This is a genomic window from Ruegeria sp. G10, from assembly GCF_056533645.1.
On record NZ_JBQFOQ010000005.1, the window covers coordinates 146,617 to 168,272 of the forward strand.

Genomic DNA, 21,656 nt, shown 5'->3' on the forward strand with positions numbered 1-21,656 from the left:
TTCTTAAGATGGCCGATGATCCCAAAAAACCAAACAAGGGCATTCAGTTTCGTAAAGGTGATGACGCGAACAACAAGAAGATTCAATTCAGACCCGATGAAGACCCTCGCACCATTGCAGATAAGGATGCCACCGCCCCAACCCACAAGCCCAAACAGGTCAAATCACTCGGCGCAGCGTCTTTTTCGCCTATGGGCACGATAGCGATCAAGGGCACTCGCAATGTCAACATATCGGTCATCTCAGAAGAAGTCCCCGACCGTGAAGAACTGGTTCGGCTGGATCGTGAAGACATCACCGTTCAATATGAAAACAAAGGTCTGACGGTGCTTGTTCGCAAAGAAGATGAGATGAGCAGTCGCGGTATTGATGGCGGCTATATTTCTCGATTGACCGTCACCCAAGGCGAAGTTGGAAACGAAGAGATACTAGCGCATTTTGATAAAGGCCAATGGCTGAAAGAACCTGAGACCTTTGTTGAAAAACAAGTCGTTGAAGAAGCCAAAGCGATGGATAACGGTCTTGATCGCGAGTTCAAAACGCCAGACCGCGAGAATGATCCAGAGTTATGATTTCTAGAAATTGGTCAGAATTTATGATATAATTTGCAGATGAATAAACCAGTCTTTCCACTTTTCCCTGAAACCGAGCAAGAAGGCCGAATGGTGGTCAACGCGCTTGGCACGGAAGAAAATGTGGTCATGCCCAAAGGGTGGTGGGATTACTTCGATTGGTGCGAAGCTCAAGAATGGGACATGAAGGACTGGGTACGGCAGATTGATGTGATGCGCCCAGTCGATATGACGCTCAGCGAACACATCTGGGGATCGCTCTGGAAGCTGGAATGCAGTCGATACAAGCAAGGTTTGTCAGACCCATCTGCCTCCCCTCCTGATGCCTACGATGAGTTCTTAGAAGCCGTCAGACGCGGTGAATGCAGCGAGCTTTTTCCGCGCGCTCATCCCGGACAAGAACCCAACCGAGATGAGCGTCTACCCCGTGTCGTTAAAAACGCATCAGGCAATGACGAAGTTATCTCTTTGCCTCTTAAGCACTGGAAACATTTTGATTGGCTGTCCGCGCAAGGCGTCGATATGGATGACTGGCTAAAAAAATGTGATCTGGGCAAGGCTGACTATGACGGCTTTCGGTTCAGTTTTTCAGGCCATGCAGAGATGCTTTTGGTTCAAAGCGAAGAACGCCTTCATAAAAATGGCGTCGATGTGCCCCTTTTCATCAAGCCAGACAGACGCCACTAACCACCAGCCACCTATGGGGCGCTAGGAGGCGGCTCTGTGTTGAACGTGTCCATACGCGCTCGCATGGCAGATGACTGGTGAGATCAAGGTAACTATGCACAAAGCAGAAAACAAAACGCGTTCTGTGTTGACTTTTTTTGAAACGGCATCGACAAACCACTATGGAACGTGCAATTGCTTCAGCCTATTTCGCGGCTGACTATGTAATATTTGCGGTTCGGGACCGCGACGACCCCTCCTGTACTCGCGTGGACCGTGTTGATGCATCAACAGGTCCAGATACAAAGAAAATGGACCGCGATCTCCGGCAAGCTGCACTTGGAATAGCTGCGCTTACGGACGGAGCAACACTGGAGGGTGTTGGGTTAATCTGCCCGGGGCCATTTCGTACCATTGACAAAGATGACCCGAAATACGGCCTCATAGGGCGCAACGCAGAAGTTCCGCATTGGCGAAACAAAAACGCTATCACTATGTTCCGGAAACATCTTAGGGCTGCGAAAAGCCAAAACGCGGACGAGGTTGTAATCTACCTCTACAATCAAGGTGGTGCTACAGCTACCGGTGAGTTCTCAACTATGTACCAATCTAGAATGCTTGCAGCACGTGAGGCTGGAACTCTAGGGAGCGAACTCAAGAAAATCGGAAATCATCTGTTTGTAATAGCTGATTGGTCAATACAAGCGGGGCTGATAGTAGAAGGCGAACCTTTTCACGGGTTATCGACTATTAACACTGGTCATCATGCAGTTCTCCCCGCTCCGAGGGACGAGTTTGCATTGTCAGATTACGCCATATGTGCCGCGCACCCAAATCGCCCATGCCTGGATAGCTTAGCGTCACTGAGAGCGATAAAACAACGATGGCCAAACATGAATTCTGATGTGTTTATTGGCACTGACGACTTTCATGCCGTCTCTTTGATTGCCTTCTATGTTGCACAAATGCTCTCAGATTTCGTGCTTATGACATCGCCCGTAAAGATTGTTGTAGGGGGGCGCATTGCTGACAACACCATGTTTCATGACTCTTTGAGGCGGCACTTTCACAATCTTTTGTTAGATCGCGAAAATTTAGAAGAGGTTTATCCGGGCTACCCCCAGATGCAAGACTTGTCTCGGTTCATTGTGCCCCAAGCTGACAGAGACTCGGGCGTCAAAGGTGGGCTGCGTATTGTCGAACGGCTAATTCGGAAATCAAAACCCGAAAGCGTTGCTCAATTTGAAGCTTATCAAAGAGGAATCCAACCCCTATGAAGCCGACAGAAAACACCCAGCCTTCTTCTTTGATCACCGAGGATACCGAAGCTTCCTTGGATCAGAAACCTAAATTTGACTATTTTAGTCAGAAATATTATACTGATTGGGATTTGGAAGATAAGGTAATTCAAGAAATTATAGAGTTTGCGGAGAGCAAATTAGATGACAATGCGATCAGTGGCTCAAATCGTACTCAAGCAATTCAAGCCATTTTTGAGCGATTGAGCAAACCGAAACTTCCGTTACCCGAAGTCGCCCCTGAACTCTACAAAAACCGAAAAGATCGAAAGGAAAAGCCAGATGCGTTTGTGCGCCGCGTTTACAAACCATGGCTGAGTCAACCCGGCGGGCTACCAAGACCGGTGCTACGCATTGTCGATGAATCCGCCTATCGGGCATTATACAAGCACGGGATCCCTGCTGACTTAGACACCGCGCTCCCTACTGCACGCGGCAAGGCGGCTCGTTACGTGGGCATGTCAGACAGCGAAATCCTTACTTTGCGAAAAGAGAAGCAACGAGAACGAACAAGGAAACACCTGCGCTCTCGAAGTTTAGATAAATAAAAACGTTACTGTTTGACTTTGTGGCAAAAGTGATTTATCAGGTCTTCTAAGGCTCGGTATGGTGCCGTGTCCTATAGTGGAGACAAAGCGATGAGCAGCAAAGGCACTGGAACCCCCCTACCGATTCCGGGGGAACAGCGTATCAACGGTGGAACTGGGCACGTTAACATTGGGGGAACTGTTGTGCAGGGTATCAACGTTGGGAAAGGTCAAGTTCAGACACCGGACGGAAAAATCCACGGAAACAACTGAGCGGACAGAGCTGTGATACGTTCAAACGATCTACGTTTGGGGAGACCTTTTGGGTCTTCCCAAATGGACACCACGCTCCTTTGCGGCTTTCATTCCTGCCTTAGTGCGCTCAGAAATCAGAGACCGCTCATACTCTGCAAAAACTGCGAGTTGACCAAAGATCATGCGCCCCACGGCTGTTGACGTGTCAATACCTTGGGTGATGGCGTGGAAGTGGATGCCCCGGTTTTGTAGGTCTTCCAAGATCGTTAGCAAATGGATCGTTGATCGACCCAACCTGTCCAACTTCCAAACAGTTAGGGTATCCCCCCTGTTCAGATCGCTCAACATCTGATCGAGCGCAGGTCTTGCTGTGTCGGCCCCCGATACTCCGTGATCCGTATAGAGCCTCGTACAGCTTGCAACTTCCAGCGCATCAATCTGAAGGGCTTCTGACTGGTCCGCATCAGAGACGCGAACATAACCAACCTTAACTCCCTGCCGGGTTTCATATTGAAGGGGTACGTTTTTCCTTGGCTTAATCCGTTTCACCTTTCCAGTGTGACAGGTAAAATCCATCGAACAAGCGGTTTTCATAGCAAAAAGTCCTTGTCTAAAGGGGTCCCTTTGCAAAGCCGCTCTGAGTTTGGGTTTGGTGATCTCATTGATCTGAGATTTCTGTGGATAATCAACGCCTGAGTGATTTGGCGCGTCGATCATGGTAAATGTAGAAAAAGGGACCCCTTTCGGCCCCGGCAATCCGACGACTCAAGCGACGAAAGGGATTGCTTTGAACATTCATCGTAAATTCGATTTCCACACCGTCACCGCGCATGACTATGCCGTTGTTCGCAAGACTGGTGGGTTGGCCATTCGCAACGATACATCAACACTCATGATCTTTTCGAAAGAGCGTGATGGGTCATGGACCATGATTGAGGCGGCGCATGAAGATTGTCGTGACGTGAGCTTGATCGAACCGGATGCGATCATCAAATCGCCCGCCTATTTGGGGCGTGGTTTGTTGGCATCCAGTGAGAGCGTCGGCAATGCAGCAGGCACAGGCATTGCAAATGTCCTCGCCAAACGCAAAGCAAAGAAAGGGTCTGGTCTTTGTATTCGGCTGAAATATCTGGATCATCCCGAGGTGTTCATTCCAATCCCCGAAGATGTCAGTCGCGTTCAAGCCTTCGAGGCCGTCAGCCAGTTTTTTGAAATGGGCAAGGTCGAGGGGCGTAAGATCGACTTTCCACACTACATGCAAAATACGTCAGCCAGTCCAAGGTCGGATAAATCAAAGACATTGATTGAGGGTGATCCCGGGGAAGCGTTGGCACGGTTTTTCAAACATCCCGGTACGCTGGCTGTGCTGTGTGGTGGTTTCGGATTCCTCGCACACAACGTCTATTCCTTCACAGAACGCCACGGCGGGTTTGAGAATGCCTTTCCCGAGGACAAAGCGGGTTTCTTTGTGTTCCTGGCTCTGGCTATCGCCTTTGGCTGTCTCAGCCTGTCACGCTGGAAAAAAACCAAGCGTCAGCAGTGATGAATCCTATCACGCCAGCCTAGAATGCCCCCAAAGGGGCATTCTAACTATGATCAAGTAAGCCGTGAATGGAATGCACTACGCCGCTCGATAGATCAGATATTCTCCAGCAATTTCAGTTTCTGTGTAGTCATGGGACAGATCGTGGGCGATGGCATCAATATCAATGTAACGCTCCAAGTGGTCCGGAATATCCCCAAAGAGCCCTTCATCAATCATTTGTTCTGCTAGTTCCTTCATGCTGTCCACATGATACAGTTCAACTTCAAACTCCTCTGGATGTACGTCGTCAGGGTCGAAGCTGTATCCAACTTCACCTACGGCGATGATAAAGATCATCTTCTGGAATGGTTCCCAACCGTCACAGGCATCGAAATATGATCCCGTGTTCGTTTGATTAATCCCCCATGCCTTGGCCAGATCACAGTCGATATGATCCCCATCAATGAATTGGATTTCGTATTCCTCAACAGCATCGCCGTGGTCGTTTTTATTTGCCCTAGCTTTCCTCCTGAAATCATCCAAGCTCTCAAAGTAAAACCCAGTGGCGGAAGTATCATATGGTTGTGCGTATAGTTGCGGCATTGTCTTTTTCTCCTCTCATTCATGACGGGTTGCGCATGCAACCGTCTGGCTTCCGCCGAGGAGCGGGGGTGCAAGGAACAAAGGCGCGGTTACGCGGGACCAGAGCCACGCGCAGCTGCAATGCACATGAAGCGAGCATGGCGAGGACCCACCCTTTGTGCCGCGTTGGGGGCGGCAGCCCTAAGACAGCAATCCAACGGGATGAACCGTTTGGTCTCCATGAACATGGTCTGGGGTCTTGGGGGCAGGAAAGCATCCCAAGTCTATGGGTGCAGGGAGAGTGAAATCTCCTTGCTCGGGTTCAGCTTCGATAAGCTGGCGGCATTCAATCCGCGCAGGGTTGATCTATGGGGTGTTGGGGAGAGATGACTTCTCCCTGACGAGGGATCAAACACCGATCTGTTTGCTGGCTGATTCAGGGCTCAATGCCCTGCTCCAGCCACAGCCTAGGGGGATGCAACGGGGGCGCGCAGCGGACCCCCTTGCCAAGATGTGCGGTACTACCGCACACATCTTGCATCATTTCTTAAGGCCCGGTTTTTGCAATGCTTGGCCCGCTGGTGGATTTGCCAGCGTATGATTTGGGTCGAACACATCTTGGGTCTTTGAGGACCACCCGCAAGCTGGATCGGATCATACAACGTCAATTGATCTGAACAGATGAAGGAGAATCTCAAGATGTCTCGAATGCAAGAAAAGATAACTCGACAACCATCAGCAGCCTATGTCGGCATTGATGTTGGCAAAAGCCAACTCGATGTTTTCGTCCATCCACATGGACGCCAGATGCAGGTCGCAAATGATAGCAAAGCCATTCGTATTCTTATTGGCAAACTCAAGGAATACGATGTCAAACTGGTCACGCTTGAAGCGACCAGCAAATACCACCGAACCGCGCACAAAATGATGCACGATGCCGGGATCACTGTTGCGGTTGTGAATCCATTTCGGCCTCGCCAATTCTCAGATAGCATGGGCAAAATGGCGAAGACGGATAAGATCGACGCCGAGATGTTGGCGCATTTTGCTGAGCGAATGCGACCAGGACCAACCGTACCGGAAGACGACCAAACACGAAATTTGAGCGATCTTCAAACCGCAAGACGCCAAGTCATCAATGAAGTCACTGATCTAAAACGCCAGATTCAAACGACGGATAGTCCGTTGGTTCGGCGGCAAATGAAAGCAAGGATCGCACTATGTGGCCGACACAAGATCGCTTTGGAAAACGAAATCCAAACGCTGATCAGCACGACACCGAATCTGAAAAAGCGTTTTGAAATTCTGACATCTATCCCAAACATCGGACGGATCACGGCCTCAACCTTGCTATCGGATCTTCCTGAACTTGGCAGACTGAACGCTAAAGAGATTGCCGCTCTAGCTGGCGTTGCCCCAATGAACTGGGATAGCGGAACGAAGCACGGCAATCGCATGATCCGTGGTGGCCGCCGATCAGTTCGCAATGCGCTCTATATGTGCGCAGTCAGCTCGATCAGTCGAGCTGATCCATTGGGGCAATTCTACCGAAATCTCATACGGCGCGGGAAAAACCCAAAGGTCGCGCTGACGGCAGTCATGAGAAAGTTGGCGATCATCGCCAATACACTGATCGCAGAAGAACGGCTTTGGTCAAAGCATGCACCACAGGACGAAACGTGCTGATTTACAAGCTTTCACAATTTATGATAAGATATTGAAGTGAATATAATATTTTATTCTTCTTTGGCTTTTCTAGTGTTTGTCCCCTTGGTTTCTTTCGCGCAACAAAAAGAAGTCGACATTCTTGGCAATACGTCCCCTTGTTCATTGCATGGCGGTTTTTCGATGTTTGACGCTTGCCACAGGGCAGCAGCTTCGGCTCAAGTTCGATCTAAGGGCCATTATTCAATGGAATTCGTTGAGTGGGCGTGTTCGAGTGACTACGCAAAACTCAGAAACTACATCTCAGAAAACGGATGTGGCAAAGCATATGAAAAATTCATTGTCGGTAGAGCGCTGTTAATGCTCGACTATCTCTACCCTTCGAAAAGGACTATCGAAAATGAAGCTACTGAAGGCGCTAGCGGTCGCAGTGGGAACAGTACCCTCAAGTTCGAGCGCAGAGAACCAAACTCTTCTGGAGTTGGTTCGAAATGATCAGTCATTTGAGCTGATGCGGAACATGACCGATGTGGTTAATCCAGCATTGCTACGATATCTCGTACAGCTAGAACTGGATACAAGTCGCATAGAATACCTCTACGCAATAGACCGCCATGACGCCACAATTGTTAAGTTTCAACTTGATAGCCAAAGAAGCAGCGATTTTGGGCAGGGGCTGTTGGCTGAATTGACTGCACATCAAATACCCCAGCCTCTGATTGAAAAGGCTGTTTTGGACATCTGGCAGGTTATTTCGTTGAGCAACGAGTGTTTTTCCGAGGCAGCGTGCAAGGGCTCCGAAACAGTTCGAAGCGATGTGAACGAAATTGTTCAAGGTCTGTTTCCAGAGTTGATTTCGCCGGAAAGTGGCGACACGGCGGGCACAACTTCTCCACTTTCCAACGTTGTAAAAAATCTAATCAATGAACGGATAACCTACGGTTGCGACGGCAGAAGTGGGATGTACAACCCCCAAGGCATAACGGTCGCTGACCTTGATGGTGACAATAGAGATGACCTCATACTTGATGACGGTGCGATTAGTTGCACAGGCTTGCCGCAGACCAGTATAACTTGTGGCGCTCGAGCTTGCGAAATTGCTATCTACTTGATGCGCGGAGATATCCTGAACTTCGAGGTGGCGTATTTGGGAATTGGTGCGCAAGTGGGTGAAGGCGTTCATCCGACCATCAGCGGGTATGGTAACGACCTTTCAAACTATAGCATTGGTTGGGATGGTCAAAAGTTCGCCCGTAGGTAAAACGATATTTCAAAAATGCGCCTGTTTAAGCGTGATGCTGAATATATGATGCTTTACAGGTTTTTCGAGTAGAGCCTTCATACAGCTCAAACGAGGGAAAACCTGTAAATCATGCTTGATTTTTCACACAGATGCTTGCGGTATTCACCAATGCCGTATAGTGCCCAAATAAACCACAGCAAAAGCGGGACATCGTAGTCGCGTACTGCTGCTTCAGGCCCAGAAACACACTACGGTCTAAAACAAAGCGGAAGGAGGTTGAGTCAACACGAGTTGACGTCACATACAGCAAGAAGCCGGTCGTATCGGAAGCTGTTGAGTTTCATCAAAGAATTTGAGAAACTTCAACCGATGAGTGACCAAGTGAATACATCAAACGCCTTGTTGATTGTTGACGTACAGAATGGGTTCGTCAACGGCTCGACTAAGCACATACCCACTCTAGTGGAACAGCTACAGCATTCCTACGAATACGTAGTTGCCACTCAGTTTTTCAACGAAGAAGGGTCATTCTACAGGAAGCTTATTGGGTGGACTCGTCTCCAAAGGGACAGCAGTGAATTCGACTTAGCATTTGATCTCAGAAAGGATGCACTTGTAGTAGAAAAACCTATCTACACCTGTGTCGGAGAGAATTTCTTAAGCTACTTAGCCGCGAATGAGATAGAAACTATAGATATATGCGGCATAGATACCGACATATGTGTAACCAAATGCGCCGTTGACTTATTCGAGGCTGGAATCGAGCCAATTGTGCTCAAAGACTATTGTGGCAGCACTGCTGGTAGAGATCACCATGAATATGCACTCCGCACGCTTGCTAGGTTTATTGGAAAAGGTCAAATACGTTAAGTCTGTTGGCTAAAATTTCAAGAATATCAGTGATTCCGGTCGAACTTTTCACGAGGAAATTTCGACAAAAGGTCGAATCGCGCCTCGTGCGAGACCAACTGATTGCCTATCAATCAAAAGATCGCGCTCTACGCGAGGTCATGAAAGAAGTCAGTCCTCTAAACACAAACGTTTACTCTCTTGTTTCATATGACCAACCTGCGTGGGTGTTCTTTTGTGAATCGTCAATCTGTCTCGTACTCGAAGAAGAAGATATATTTGATGAACTCAGTGAGGAATTCGTAGAAGCCGAGTTAACCGCTAGATCGGCAAGGCACTTTGCAATGATCGAATCTGGGAAACCTAGAATCCTTTTAGATGTCTTGTCGATAATTAAAGAAGAGATAGATAGACCTGACCTGCCTGTTAAAGTAAATTATGTATTTGGATTTTCATCTATTCTTCGAAACCAAAGAATAGATGAAAAAGAAAAAACCCTACTGAAGATATTATCTGAACCTTCAATTCTAGACATGGATGATATGGTTTCATCAAAGGAATATGAAGATCGAAACGTCATATTTCCACCGCCGGACCATAGAGTTTTTGAGAGCATCCGCGACATTGACCCATCATCGAGAACGACGACATATATTACATGGGCAGCAATATTGAGCTACTCAATGGAGGAGGAAGCCTACCAAAGAACAAAACATCTTTTGATTTGTTTGGAAGCTAGACTTCAAGCGACTTGGAATAGGTGCTTTGTATTTAGTGAGTACGCGGATCAAGTTTTTGAAGGTGGCGCGGATGTTCCTCACTTTCAAGAAATGTATTGGCAATTTGTTCGCGCTTTTGATGATGCCAAAAGTGCTATTTCTTCTACGTTTTCCAGTCGGGCAGACACATTTTTTCGCGCGATGGTGAAGACATCGAAGCTGCTAGGAGAAATAGATCGACTAAAGCTGAAAATGAATTTAGTGGAAAAATACAACGAAACTCAAATATCTCGACGAAACAGCTTATACCAGAAAACAATTGAAGGTTTACTTTTTATTGCGGCAATTGGATCTGTTATGGAAGTTCTAATTCCTCTTCCTCTTCTGGTGGACGCCAGAGTCGGATGGGGTGTGACGCTAGTTTTGTTTGTCGTCGGATTGCTGGCTATTCTGAGGATTCGATAGATTTTATTTCTGCAAAGGTAAGGCGTCCTTTCAATCTAGAGCCTTGATCGGGGCGGTAAGAATTCACCCGTAGGTGAAACGATATTTCAAGAATACGCCCGTCTAAACGTGGTGCTGAGTATGATGATTTACAGGTTTTTCGAGTAGAGCCTTCATACAGCTCAAATGGAGGGAAACCTGTAAATCATGCTTGATTTTTCACACAGATGCTTGCGGTATTCACCAATGCCGTGGGGTTCCCGAATGGGTCGCAGCGGTAACGGGTCAGGATGACCTACTAACCACAATCGCATGTAGCACGAAGGTGATCACAGGCACTGAGATATATCCCCAGTATGAAGTAAGTTCGCTATTGTAGATTAACTATTCAGTGGTGCTCGGGTAGGAAATTTTGTCACTTTCTCTTACGGCAACTGTATCTTGGTCATTTTCACCAATCTCCGAAGCTTGCCGCACATGCAGGTTCCTACTCAAAATTGAATGATTGAGCAACAATTCGGGTTCACCAGCATCTTTTGACGGTATGCACGGGATTAAGAAGAATGCACCAAATCGTGCAAACTGCTTTAGAAACCCCTCAAGGTTAACAGAATTATCAGGCTCCATAGTATTCAAGCGCGATACACTAATCATTGTTTTTGGCGCATCTACCGTTTCTTTGTTGGCCTCAATTGATTGAGATATGTGGACGCGATAGTGATGGGCGTTGTCCGAGTTGATCCCGCGAACAATAGAAATCCGAATACGATCTTCTACATCTTTTCGCCCGAACTTATCGTTCCACTCTCTAAAAATGGCAGATGCCATTTCTCTGTTGTCAAACAACAATCCAAGCAATGGAGGTTGAGGGTCCGTTGGGCCATAATGTGCATACAACACACCCCCCCAACCAGCTTTGTCCCATAGATGCGTGTTGATCACAGTGCTTACTGCAAGATCATCGTGCTTTTTTGGGGGCGAAAACGATTCTGAGTTCTGTCCGCTTCTCTCACGCTTTTCTTCTTGAACGGGCTCAGTTTTACCCAAGTCTTTTGGAACAACGACTGGCAACGGCTCCAACGGCGGGTACGATTTAGTAGCAAGATGCGATAGATCATCCAAAGACGACACGGGCTGCCCAAGAATGCGTCCTTGCGCAAAGTGAGCGAAACTGAATGAAACCGTTCTCTCAAATAAGTTTTCTTGCGTTACCATGTATTCCAAGGAACCTTCACCCTCAGACATGGTTGCGACGGCAGCCATAACATATGTGCAAAACTCCAACAAATATTGCCCATAGCCAGAAACCAAACTTGCATCCAAAACGGAGAGTTTTTTTGGCCAGCCTAAACTAAGCGTCATTACTTCTGGTTCGAAGTTTAATTCGGGTTCGTCGATCCCATCTTTGATCGCCACTATCACTTTGAGCTTTTCAGTCTTTGGCCAAACTTTATTGGAGAATGCAGTTGCCAGAAAACTCTCGATCGCGGCTACACACCCCTCACAGAGAAGTATATCTTCGATACTAGAGCCACCTAGGAACTCTAGGCGCACTCCAATTATCGAGATTTGAGCAATAAAATCGTACCCTTGATTTAGTCTCGGCACCTTTGGAAGACTGGAACTTGCAGGCTGCGATGCTGCGGCATTGACCAAATCAGCGATTTCGCCAGCTTTAGCATCCTCGGGCATCAAACCATGCTGTTCCAACTCGTTTTCACGGCCAAGCCGATAGAGCAGGATGAGTTTGGACCTGAACAACCCCAAGGCTTCGAGAATATCTGGCAATCCAGAAAATTCTGAGAGGAAATTGCTCTCTACCCCCGCAAGGAAACAAGAAAACAGAGCGTCTAGCTCTGATATCTTTCCTTCAAGGCGAGATTTGCTTTCCTCATCAAGAGGGAGTGAGTGAAGCATTCCCCGTATCCAGTAAATACAAAACAAAAAATCGGAAACACGCCCTAGCTGCAAAGACAATAAAGCCAACAATGAAACTGTCGGTATGGTTTCGATCTTTGTCTCAGCATCTTCGGCTGAAATCGCGTTGGCTTGTACCAAAGCGGAAAGACAAACGGCTCTAGCTGCCCACAACAAGCCCGCACCACGGTAGGCAACGGTCAAACAATAGAGGGTTTCAAACAATTCCTCTTTGTACTCTTCCTTCATAAAGCAGATAGACGCTTTACCCAACCAGCTTATAGCTTCTACGGGAAGTTCGTTGTCTAGCTTTCTTTTCCCGCGCAGAAGATAAATTTCGCCCGCCTTACCTTCCTTTTGCCTCTGCCCCATAAACTCAGCTAGTTTTTCTGCTAAGCTATCGAGCGCAGAACTTTCAGGTACTAAACCTGACATCGCATCCACAACTTGATCAATAAGATCGGCTGGAAACTCGCCCAAACCGGCAGCGCGGTCGAGAATATCAGATAGCGCGCACCAAACTTCTTCAAGAACCTGTGCATCACCTTTGGCTTTTGTGTCGGTCAGCTTGTTCAAAACCAACAGGGTTTCAGCGTATAGCGCATTATTAGGGCGAGATTTGTCTTGGCTAAGATCAGATAGCTTTGCACTGAAACGTTCTCTTCTCGCCTCCAAATCTAGATGTTCGGAAGTTTCCCATCCTTGGTGGACACGCGCCGCGAGTACCTGCAACAGATTTCCAAGTTTGGAAAGGTCCGCCGCATGATCAAGTTTTGTGGCCGCTTGTTCGATATCTTCGTAACTTTGATTTAACGGCTCAATATCATCGTGCCACCAAAGCATTGTCCAAGAAAACTCGTACTTCGCACGGAGAATCTGATCGTGAGTACCGCTTTTGGTGGCAATATCGATAGCGCGTCGAAACCTACCTTCAGTTTCAAATCGCGGACGTTCCAACTCTCGCGACAGTTTGGCCGCGTCAAAGGTGTCTGAAACCAACTGAGTCTGATCACTTGGCTCGTTCCCCAACTTAGAAATACGATCTTCGATTTGGTCCAACTGTTGGCTTCGTCGGTGATCGTTTGGCCCGATCATCAACTTTTCAGGATCGTGGCGACCCGCTCCGAGATCTTCGTAAGCAAGGTCCTCGTAGCCATTTTGTATCGTTTTCTCGATAATCCACTCGCGGTCCAGAATTGTAACGGGAACACCGTATTCGTCAGTTAGTTTCTTTTCCGCGTCATGACATTTGTTTGCCTTAACAGGGCGGCTGGTTAGAAAGTAGATACGGTCATACGTTCGGCCAGTTTCGACGATGCCTTTGACATCACTTCGGACCTTTGCTGCCCACGCCTCCTTAATACTCATTGCAAACGCCCAACGTTCTTTCCCTGCGTTGGCGCCGCCGACATACCAGCGTTGTGCCACTTCGTCAGACACAGCATAGGTCTCGGTATCAACTTTACCGTCGCCTCCACCCTCAGGGCCAGTTTGCGTCCTTAGGTTTGGGCACAACGTTCGCTCACACAAATGGCGACAAAATACTTCGAAATCCTTGTGTTGGTTTCGCTCTGTTAAAGTATCCAAAAAATGGCTAAACTCCGACTGACTGAGCGTATAGGCTCCAACTTTCGAGCTATCAGAATACAGATAGGGTCGACGTTCTCTCATGATCTCAGAAGGCTTTGGAAAACTGCTCATTTTAACCTCTTGTGTTTGAACAGACCTTACCCTCACGTCAGGAACATTCCAAGAACCTACGAGCCTTTTCTCCACATGAAAAATGCTGTTTACACCTCAGAACATTTGGCTGGCTACCTGCAACGCGCGATGGCGTTACTTGATGCGAATTGGAGCGGTGCGTTTACGCCGAAGTGCTGCCTTGAAGTGTTAGACAGTAGAGAGCTTTCTTTGACCTATGATGGGCGGAAAATGCTAATCACCTCTTCATTCGTTGAACGACTAGATGAATGGCGAGAACTGGAACCTAACGGGTACAATCATACCATTGCGTACACGTGGCTTTTTTTGCACGAATTTGCTCACGCCCACCTTGGGCATTTCTCTTTCGCAGAAAATTTTGGTGTCGTCCAACGCACCATCAAAAAGCTCTGCTCACACACCGTTCATTCTGGAGAACTTCGTTCCAACGCTCAGATGTGTTTTGAGTTGCAAGCTGATCATGAAGCTATCGAAGTAATGCTGGGTGCGTACTCCCGCGAAAATTGGGCGGAACTGAGGGCCAAAGTCACAAGCATAGCATTCATCATGATTTTCATCGAAACGATCGACACCGAAAATGGCATCAATCAAGTGACTCACCCGAAAGCAGCAACGCGAATTTTTCAGCTATTGGGGCATCTAGTAGATATGTGGTCAATCCCTGCACACACGAAAACCACACCACAGAGCAAGTCAAGTACAAGCGATGTACCCCTACCCCCGCCCGCAGAAATTCAAGCGTTCAATTCAAACGTGGTCTTGCGTGCGTACTGGAATGTAGTGGAGCTATCAAATTTTGTGGGTGCTCAAATCATCGCTACCGATCTAGGCACGCCCGAGGATTTCTTTGCTGACATCACTCGTGCAAAATTTGGCAAGTGGGATGATCTGGTTACAACAGGTGCAAATGAGTGGGCGAAATTGTGGCCCTTTAACGAAGCATTAAAACCATTTCTTGCAGATAGCTTCCAAACCTAGAGCTCTCTTCTCCTCAGCCCCGCAGTTTCCCGGTAACTTTGGGTCCCAAAATCATTCATTCGTACTCGGCTTGCATCACTCGACCCTAGATAGAACAGAAGGTAGCCAAGTATAGTAGCCGGCCACTTAAGCCTGACAAAATCCAGAGACCTCGACAGGTGCTCACATCCGTGTCAAGGTAAGTGGATACTTTGAATGCATTTGCACACAAGAGAATAATAATAGAGTAGTATGTGGCGGATATGAATACAGCTCAACTAAAAGAAATTGCAGAAAAAATCGTACTTTCCCAAGGGAACAAGTTTATCAAGGAGCTTCTTCGCAACAATGGTGTGAGGATCGGGAAAAACAAGGAGGAATTCCTTATTAACCTTCGTCAAGGGATTGACGACGGTCTGATCGATCAAACCAAGATCGACAAGTGGCTTCACGACATTGAAGGCTGGGGAAATCAGCATGTTTATTTGTTCGAACTCCCTAAGATTGAAAAAGCGGACCTTGCAGATGCCATGCACGCGTCACCACATTCCGCAATTTTACAAGATCATGAGAACTACGAGTTCCCAGATGAGTTGACCCTCAAAACTGCAACCCTGAGCGATACAGAACTGTCCTTGGGGTGGAGAGAAGGAAGAGACAGTTGGGTACGTTCGAAGGCAAAAGACTATAGACAAGACATCAATGGCGATGAGTATGAGTTCCGAGCCTATAGAGAGAAATCGGAAAGAAAAATTGCTCGTTTCGTTTGGGAGTTTGAGAGCCCGTTCTGCGCAGTATTCATCACGCACCCTAATGAAAGTGGGGTCCACGATGAGATTCTTGCACAAATTTGGTCAGACCTGGACACCTTCTCTGTGACCGACACTCCGTTGCAAAAAATTTCGCTAAGCAACTCATTCAGCAAGCTTAATCAAAAACCAGAGCTGAAGGTTAACTCAGTCAAGATGAACGTGGACGGAGGTCATGTCAATTTGGTTGCAACCGCTCCACAAACTGGGATTCACGATATCGAGGCAATTCGGCAAGCTCAAAACGGCATTGATGCAAACCAGTTTTCGTCATCGGATGGAATTTTTCATTTCAACTCAGAAAATCTTCCTGGCCTTTCTCGGCAAGTAAAGGTTGAGGGCTCAGGAACGGACTCCCGCATTAGAATTTGGGCTCAGTGCACACGAGAAGACGTTGGTTTGATTGTACACGAAGTGAATTCGTCAAGATGACAATTGACCCTGCCAGATACATTGGTCGTCACGATGAACAATTGGTTGAGGTTATTCAATCAAGATTGGAAACCAACACATCATCAGTACTAGACCCTGACCTGATAAGAAAAGATGCCTCATACAAAGTCAGCACTGAAGAAGTGATTACACTTCTCGATGAGCTTCTAGAAGAAGGAATAATCTATTCCACTGATGCCCAGTACTGCTCATCGGAATCGTGTGAAAAAGCTGGAGTATCGAGACCGCTGACAGACGAAGAACTTGAAGCAGAAAAATGTAATGTATGCGACCAGAGCTTTGCAGATGCTGGTGAACCACTTGAGCAGCGGCACTACAGTACTCGTTCACCAATAAGTAGAGACATTCGCTGGATGATAGTCATTCACGGCTTCAACACTAGGGGGCCTTGGCAAGAAGAACTAAGTTGGTGCATTTCAAACAAACTTGCGTATGCCGCACCAGTTCTAATCTACAAGTATGGATTTGAACGGTTGGGGATTTTTTTTCGTTTCCGTCATGAAAAGCTGGTCAGAAAGCTGGGTGCAGAAATTTTATCTGCTATTGAGAACTCAAAGAAGTCAGCACGAACGGAACCACCCGATGTGATCGTCCACAGTTTCGGTAGCCTCTTATTTTCAAAGCTATTGTTGTCCCAGGAGTTTTCGGATCAGAAGTTCGGCAGAGTGATTTGCGTCGGATCAGTAATCTCCCCCCAATATGACTGGGAAAGACACATAGCCGCAGGTCGTGTCGAAGCCGTGCTTTGCCATAGCGGCGGGAAGGACCTACCCGTGAGGGTTGCACAATTTGCCATCCCGGATTCAGGCCCTGCGGGTTACTTGGGTTTCAATAGTTTGTGTGTAAAAAACGTGCACAGTCAGCTGTTTTCTCATTCCTCCGCACTGGAACCCAAAAATATACGAACTCAACTGGATCGTGGAGGTCTTTGGGATCGTTTCCTCACGGCACCTCTTGGTACATTTAGCGATCAGACAGAAATAAGACACCCCAATTGGCGACCCACTTGGAAGATCATTCGGGGTCTCGCAAGAGTAATGCTGCTCGCGGTTGTCGCAACCGTAGCGATGCTAACTTGGGCTATTTCATCATCATTGTTCGTATGCCTAAAGAACTTGTTTGGATATTGATTCAATTCAATGAACCCAACCCGCAGCCAGTAAATCGCGTTGGGTTGGTACTTTTACGCTCTGAATCTGGCCGTAGTTTTATGGACTAAGCAGTTGTGTTCTTTCACCCAGATATTCAGTTGAACAATATTTGCTGGAATATCAGGGGTATCGCCGGAAATAAGTACAAATTCATGCAAACCTTGGTCTTGGCTTTCAGTCAGCGGATCAAGTTTCCCTTCCATCGTTTTTGGCAGGCGGTTTTGACCCGCTTGAATTTCAGCGCATGGTTCACCGTCTGAGCCGAGCGGGATGTTATGCCATTGCCCCCTCACACCTTGGAATGCAACCACGTGCCCATCAGCCTCACTATCGAGCTCGAAGCAAAAGCGCTCACCAAGCCGAATAGCAGTGTCCGCTGATTTCAACTCGCTTTCACGCTCAATGATCCCCATCGCCGTCGACACCAAGGCCAATCGAAACCGATCTGATGTCGCCATTTCATCTAATATCTCTCGCCACCTCATCTCAGGCGTTTGTGGGAATATCTCCGGTGCTTCCAAATGCGCGATATTGAAGTGATGATTGAGCAGGAAGTCATATAGCACCTTCGCCCGAATTGCCGAGTATTCGCCTCGTTGCAGGTTGCGCCGATAGTTGTCCGCCAAGCTCCATGGAGGATTGAACGGCGTTTGCAGGAACTGATCAAACGGTTCATTTGCCAGTTCCGCCACTGCAACTAGGGCTTTGTAAAGCTTCGCTTTATGCGCTTTGCTCTTTGGATCAAATGACATGAGGACTATATTCCTATGGCAATATTTGTCATTTTCTGACATACTATGCGTAGGAGGACCAGATATGGCCAGCATGAATATTTCCCTCCCCGATCCAATGCGGGACTGGGTGGAACAGCAAATGAAAACCGGGCGTTACGACAACGCCAGCGAATACATGCGTGACCTCATCCGCCATGATCAGGACCGCGCCTCCAAGATCGCAGCCATGCAACGTCTGGTCGATGAGGCTATGGCCAGCGGAGACAGCGACAAATCGCTTTCAGAAATCCGTGCCATCGCCAGACAACAGGCAGGAACTACAGCCTCAGAATGAACTATCGCCTTTCTGCAAAGGCGGAAGCCGATCTGATCCAAATCTATGTTGATGGTGTTCAAGACTTTGGCGTCGTGCAGGCAGAAGCCTATCAGGACAAGATCGACCAAACGATAGAACTGATTGCCGACAATCCAGAGATGGCTCGTCTGCGAGATGAAATCACCCCACCCGTCCGCATCCATCCGGTGCATGCGCATGTAATCATCTATCTGGTTGACGATAACCGGATGGTCAGAATTTTGCGTGTGCGTCATGGCCGTGAGAACTGGCCCGAAAACCCCATTGGGTAATCGTTTCAGCACTCTCGATCACCCGTTTACACCCTCCTTTCACCTGAGATGACCGTGGGCCTGCCACGGTAAGGTCACATCTAAGCGCATAGGATAATTGAAGAATTATTCTTGCGTGAGGCAAGATGATGTGGTTGTATGTTCTATATTTGTTCTCATTCCAGCCTATGGTGAGACCATAGTGGAACGAACCCATCACCAGACATTTTGAAGAAAGGAGCTCGTGCATGACCTGTCCGCCAGATAAGAAAGACATGCCTACTAGACCCAGCCTCTCCGTAGACTGGGAAGTCTATGCAGCCATGCTGGAAGACAGCGATATGCCGCTGGATCAGCAGCAAGAACTGATCGAAACTCTATGGTCCATCGTCGTGATGTTTGTCGATCTTGGCTATGACCTACACCCCATCCCGCAAATCTGTGGAGAAGATGGAGAAGCATTGGATCAGGATTCCACAGATTTGGTATCCTTGTTGAACAACAAATGGGCGCAGACCCGCGCTGAGGAGGACCAATGGCAGGAGTAACATCAAAACCAACAAAGGCCGTTATCTATGCCCGTGTGTCCGGTGCCAAGCAGGTGCGTGAAGGCGATGGCCTCGCCTCTCAGGAAAACCGTTGTCGGGAATACGCCACTTACAAAGACTATGATGTGGTTGAGGTGTTCATGGACGATATGTCCGGCAAGTTCGAACGCCGACCTGCAATGGATCGCATGTTGGCTTTCCTGCGCCTGCATCCGAAGAACAGCGTTGTGGTCATCATTGACGACATCAGCCGCTTTGCCCGCAATGTGCAGGCTCATATTGCCCTGCGCGAGATGCTCAGCGATGCGGGGGGCATTCTGGAAAGCCCATCGATTGAATTTGGTGAAGATAGCGACTCTCGGCTCGTGGAACACATGCTGGCATCAGTCGCCCAGCACCAACGCGAAAAGAACGCTGAACAAACTTCCAATCGCATGAAAGGGCGAATGATGAACGGCTATTCCGTCTTCGCCGCCCCTATCGGCTACGAGTACATGAAAACCGGATCGCACGGCAAACTTCTCACCCGTGTTGAACCCATTGCTTGCATCATCAAGGAAGCGTTGGAAGGTTACGCCTCTGGTCGGTTCTCTGCACAGGCGGATGTGCGGCGCTTTCTAGAAAGCCAGCCTGACTTCCCCAAAGACCTGCCAGATGGAAAAATCCGCCAGCAAAAAGTGACGGACATGCTGAGCCGCGTGATCTATGCGGGCTATGTTGAACATGAACCGTGGGGCATCTCCCGCCGCAAAGGTCATCATGAAGCTCTGATCTCGCTGGAAACTTTCGAGGTCATTCAAGAGCGACGCAATGGCAGAGGTATTGCGGCCAAGCGCCCTGACATCAACGAGAACTTCCCTCTGCGTGGCGCAGTGAACTGCGCGTGCTGCGACAAACCCATGACCGCGTACCATGCGCGGAGCGCCACAGGCAGACGCTATCCCTACTACAACTGTCAGACGAAAGGCTGCTCTGAGTACCGCAAAGGTATTCGTGCAGAGAAAATCGACGCAGGTTTTGAGGCAATTTTGCACTCGCTGACACCAAGCAAGAACATGCTCGATATCGCGATGTCGATGTTGAAAGACGCATGGGATCAGCGCGGCGATCAGGCCAAGCAAGCGAAGGCCGAAATCAAACGCCAGCACAAAGAGTTGGACAAGCAACAGGATGCGCTTGTTGAGCGCATGATTGAGACGTCGAATCCAAAAGTCATGGCGGTGCTTGAAAGCAAAATCGCCAAGCTGGAAGAGGACAAACTGTTGCTGACCGATAAGATATCCCACACCACGAAACCTACACGCAGCCTCAGTGAAATTATCGAACTCTTGCGAGATTTCCTCTCAAGTCCTTGGAATATCTATGAAAACGGATCACTTCTCGTGAAGAAAACTATCCTCAATGCAGCCTTCAAAGCCCCATTAGCATACGACCGCCAAAACGGCTATCGAACTCCACAAACGTCTGTAATTTTTGATTTTTTAGCGGATTTCACATCAAAATGTGAAATGGTGCGGTCGAGAAGACTCGAACTTCCACGGGTGTTACCCCACAGCGACCTCAACGCTGCGCGTCTACCAATTCCGCCACGACCGCACTGCCAATGACTTGGTAGAGGCGCGTATAGACCCTGAACCGCGCGATGTGAAGAGGCAAAAACACGCGCGATTGAATTCACGGATCCCGGTCATATCTTAGCGCCAGACATCACAATCCCGGAGCGCCCCATGACACTGTCCGATCCCCGTCCTACCGTTCAGATCGACGTTGTGTCGGATGTGGTTTGCCCATGGTGCATTGTTGGGTTTCGTCAACTCGACGCAGCCCTCAAAGAAGAGAATGTACTTGCCCGTCTGCGCTGGCACCCTTTCGAACTGAACCCGAATATGGGCCCCGAAGGTCAGAACCTGCGTGAGCATATTGCCGAGAAATATGGCTCGACGCCCGAGCAGAGCCAGCAGGCGCGGGATCGCTTGACCGCTTTGGGCGCCGAGCTGGGCTTTACCTTCAATTTCAACGATGACAGCCGCATCGTAAACACCTTCGCCGCGCACCAGCTGTTGGATTGGGCCGAGACGCAGGGGCGCCAGCATCCGCTCAAGCTAGCGCTGTTCGACGCTTATTTCACCTTGCAACAGGACGTCTCGGACACTGACGTTTTGATGGACGCCGTTACGACCGCCGGGCTCGACCCGGACGCGGCACGTAGCGCGCTTGCCTCAGGGGCGCATGTCCAGCCTGTGCGCGAAAAGCAGCAGTTCTGGACCAGCCGCGGCATATCCGGCGTGCCGTCGATGGTATTTGGGGGCAAGTACCTGCTGACCGGCGCGCAGGGCACGGAAACCTATGCTCAGGTTCTGCAACGATGCCTCACCGAGGCCGCCTGACCCCTTCCCCCCGCCCTGCAGACGGTC

At 48.6% G+C, this 21,656-nt stretch carries 20 protein-coding genes, 1 tRNA gene and 1 pseudogene; 17 read left to right on the forward strand and 5 right to left on the reverse strand.

The window, feature by feature from the left end; genetic code table 11:
* Window positions 1-8 precede the first annotated feature (8 nt).
* The 4 genes from ACR0KM_RS10835 to ACR0KM_RS10850 all read left to right on the forward strand — a co-directional run bounded on the left by ACR0KM_RS10835 (window position 9) and on the right by ACR0KM_RS10850 (window position 3,084).
* Window positions 9-572, forward strand: a complete 564-nt coding sequence (locus ACR0KM_RS10835; RefSeq protein ID WP_480859712.1) for a DUF7678 domain-containing protein — start codon at window positions 9-11, stop codon at window positions 570-572.
* Window positions 573-611: 39 nt separating this feature from the next.
* The gene (locus tag ACR0KM_RS10840; protein WP_480859714.1) at window positions 612-1,259 is read left to right on the forward strand and encodes a hypothetical protein; all 648 of its coding nucleotides are present in this window, start codon (window positions 612-614) and stop codon (window positions 1,257-1,259) included.
* A gap of 161 nt (window positions 1,260-1,420) precedes the next feature.
* The gene (locus tag ACR0KM_RS10845; protein WP_480859716.1) at window positions 1,421-2,515 is read left to right on the forward strand and encodes an ROK family protein; all 1,095 of its coding nucleotides are present in this window, start codon (window positions 1,421-1,423) and stop codon (window positions 2,513-2,515) included.
* Window positions 2,512-3,084, forward strand: coding sequence for a hypothetical protein (locus ACR0KM_RS10850; protein WP_480796562.1), 573 nt, complete (start codon window positions 2,512-2,514; stop codon window positions 3,082-3,084). Before ACR0KM_RS10845 ends, ACR0KM_RS10850 begins: the two co-directional genes overlap by 4 nt.
* Window positions 3,085-3,366: 282 nt before the next feature.
* Here ACR0KM_RS10850 and ACR0KM_RS10855 read toward each other — a convergent pair whose 3' ends face one another.
* Entirely contained in the window at window positions 3,367-4,035 is a 669-nt protein-coding gene (locus tag ACR0KM_RS10855) for a recombinase family protein (RefSeq protein ID WP_480859721.1), read from the reverse strand.
* A gap of 211 nt (window positions 4,036-4,246) precedes the next feature.
* Between ACR0KM_RS10855 and ACR0KM_RS10860 the strand changes: the two genes are divergently transcribed.
* Window positions 4,247-4,861, forward strand: coding sequence for a hypothetical protein (locus ACR0KM_RS10860; protein ID WP_480859722.1), 615 nt, complete (start codon window positions 4,247-4,249; stop codon window positions 4,859-4,861).
* 78 nt (window positions 4,862-4,939) lie between these two features.
* On the opposite strand, the gene ACR0KM_RS10865 is transcribed toward ACR0KM_RS10860, so the two are convergent.
* The gene (locus ACR0KM_RS10865) at window positions 4,940-5,446 is read right to left on the reverse strand and encodes an antirestriction protein ArdA (protein WP_480859724.1); all 507 of its coding nucleotides are present in this window, start codon (window positions 5,444-5,446) and stop codon (window positions 4,940-4,942) included.
* A gap of 687 nt (window positions 5,447-6,133) precedes the next feature.
* On the opposite strand from ACR0KM_RS10865, the gene ACR0KM_RS10870 reads away from it, so the two are divergent.
* From ACR0KM_RS10870 to ACR0KM_RS10885, 4 genes are all read left to right on the forward strand, one after another.
* Complete coding sequence (locus ACR0KM_RS10870) at window positions 6,134-7,111, forward strand: IS110 family RNA-guided transposase (protein ID WP_480859726.1); 978 nt, start codon at window positions 6,134-6,136, stop codon at window positions 7,109-7,111.
* A 379-nt stretch (window positions 7,112-7,490) separates the two neighbouring features.
* On the forward strand, window positions 7,491-8,351 hold the full coding sequence (locus tag ACR0KM_RS10875; protein WP_480859728.1) for a hypothetical protein: 861 nt from the start codon (window positions 7,491-7,493) through the stop codon (window positions 8,349-8,351).
* Between the two features lie 315 nt (window positions 8,352-8,666).
* The gene (locus ACR0KM_RS10880; protein WP_480865489.1) at window positions 8,667-9,203 is read left to right on the forward strand and encodes a cysteine hydrolase family protein; all 537 of its coding nucleotides are present in this window, start codon (window positions 8,667-8,669) and stop codon (window positions 9,201-9,203) included.
* Between the two features lie 86 nt (window positions 9,204-9,289).
* Window positions 9,290-10,366, forward strand: a complete 1,077-nt coding sequence (locus tag ACR0KM_RS10885) for a hypothetical protein (RefSeq protein WP_480859732.1) — start codon at window positions 9,290-9,292, stop codon at window positions 10,364-10,366.
* Between the two features lie 363 nt (window positions 10,367-10,729).
* Here ACR0KM_RS10885 and ACR0KM_RS10890 read toward each other — a convergent pair whose 3' ends face one another.
* Window positions 10,730-13,963, reverse strand: coding sequence for a hypothetical protein (locus tag ACR0KM_RS10890; protein ID WP_480859734.1), 3,234 nt, complete (start codon window positions 13,961-13,963; stop codon window positions 10,730-10,732).
* A 75-nt stretch (window positions 13,964-14,038) separates the two neighbouring features.
* Here ACR0KM_RS10890 and ACR0KM_RS10895 point away from each other — a divergent pair, with 75 nt between their 5' ends.
* The 3 genes from ACR0KM_RS10895 (at window position 14,039) to ACR0KM_RS10905 (ending at window position 17,333) form a co-directional block, all read left to right on the forward strand.
* Window positions 14,039-14,962, forward strand: coding sequence for a hypothetical protein (locus ACR0KM_RS10895; protein ID WP_480859736.1), 924 nt, complete (start codon window positions 14,039-14,041; stop codon window positions 14,960-14,962).
* 242 nt (window positions 14,963-15,204) lie between these two features.
* Window positions 15,205-16,182, forward strand: a complete 978-nt coding sequence (locus tag ACR0KM_RS10900; protein ID WP_480859738.1) for a hypothetical protein — start codon at window positions 15,205-15,207, stop codon at window positions 16,180-16,182.
* Window positions 16,179-17,333: a hypothetical protein gene (locus tag ACR0KM_RS10905; protein ID WP_480859741.1), complete on the forward strand. Its 1,155-nt coding sequence runs from the start codon at window positions 16,179-16,181 to the stop codon at window positions 17,331-17,333. The genes ACR0KM_RS10900 and ACR0KM_RS10905 overlap by 4 nt, the downstream gene beginning before the upstream one ends.
* A gap of 53 nt (window positions 17,334-17,386) precedes the next feature.
* Here ACR0KM_RS10905 and ACR0KM_RS10910 read toward each other — a convergent pair whose 3' ends face one another.
* Window positions 17,387-18,106 carry a hypothetical protein gene (locus tag ACR0KM_RS10910; RefSeq protein ID WP_480859742.1) on the reverse strand — a complete coding sequence of 240 codons (720 nt, stop codon included), beginning with the start codon at window positions 18,104-18,106 and terminating at the stop codon, window positions 17,387-17,389.
* 64 nt (window positions 18,107-18,170) lie between these two features.
* On the opposite strand from ACR0KM_RS10910, the gene ACR0KM_RS10915 reads away from it, so the two are divergent.
* From ACR0KM_RS10915 to ACR0KM_RS10930, 4 genes and pseudogenes are all read left to right on the forward strand, one after another.
* On the forward strand, window positions 18,171-18,422 hold the full coding sequence (locus ACR0KM_RS10915; protein ID WP_480859744.1) for a type II toxin-antitoxin system ParD family antitoxin: 252 nt from the start codon (window positions 18,171-18,173) through the stop codon (window positions 18,420-18,422).
* On the forward strand, window positions 18,419-18,715 hold the full coding sequence (locus ACR0KM_RS10920; protein WP_480859745.1) for a type II toxin-antitoxin system RelE/ParE family toxin: 297 nt from the start codon (window positions 18,419-18,421) through the stop codon (window positions 18,713-18,715). The genes ACR0KM_RS10915 and ACR0KM_RS10920 overlap by 4 nt, the downstream gene beginning before the upstream one ends.
* A 227-nt stretch (window positions 18,716-18,942) precedes the next feature.
* Window positions 18,943-19,242, forward strand: a complete 300-nt coding sequence (locus tag ACR0KM_RS10925) for a hypothetical protein (RefSeq protein ID WP_480859747.1) — start codon at window positions 18,943-18,945, stop codon at window positions 19,240-19,242.
* A pseudogene (locus tag ACR0KM_RS10930) lies at window positions 19,230-20,201 on the forward strand (recombinase family protein); the annotation flags it as partial. The gene ACR0KM_RS10925 and the pseudogene ACR0KM_RS10930, both read left to right, overlap by 13 nt.
* A 550-nt stretch (window positions 20,202-20,751) precedes the next feature.
* Here ACR0KM_RS10930 and ACR0KM_RS10935 read toward each other — a convergent pair.
* A tRNA-Leu gene (locus ACR0KM_RS10935) sits at window positions 20,752-20,838 on the reverse strand.
* Window positions 20,839-20,969: 131 nt separating this feature from the next.
* On the opposite strand from ACR0KM_RS10935, the gene ACR0KM_RS10940 reads away from it, so the two are divergent.
* Window positions 20,970-21,629, forward strand: a complete 660-nt coding sequence (locus tag ACR0KM_RS10940; protein WP_480859749.1) for a DsbA family oxidoreductase — start codon at window positions 20,970-20,972, stop codon at window positions 21,627-21,629.
* Window positions 21,630-21,656: the final 27 nt, after the last annotated feature.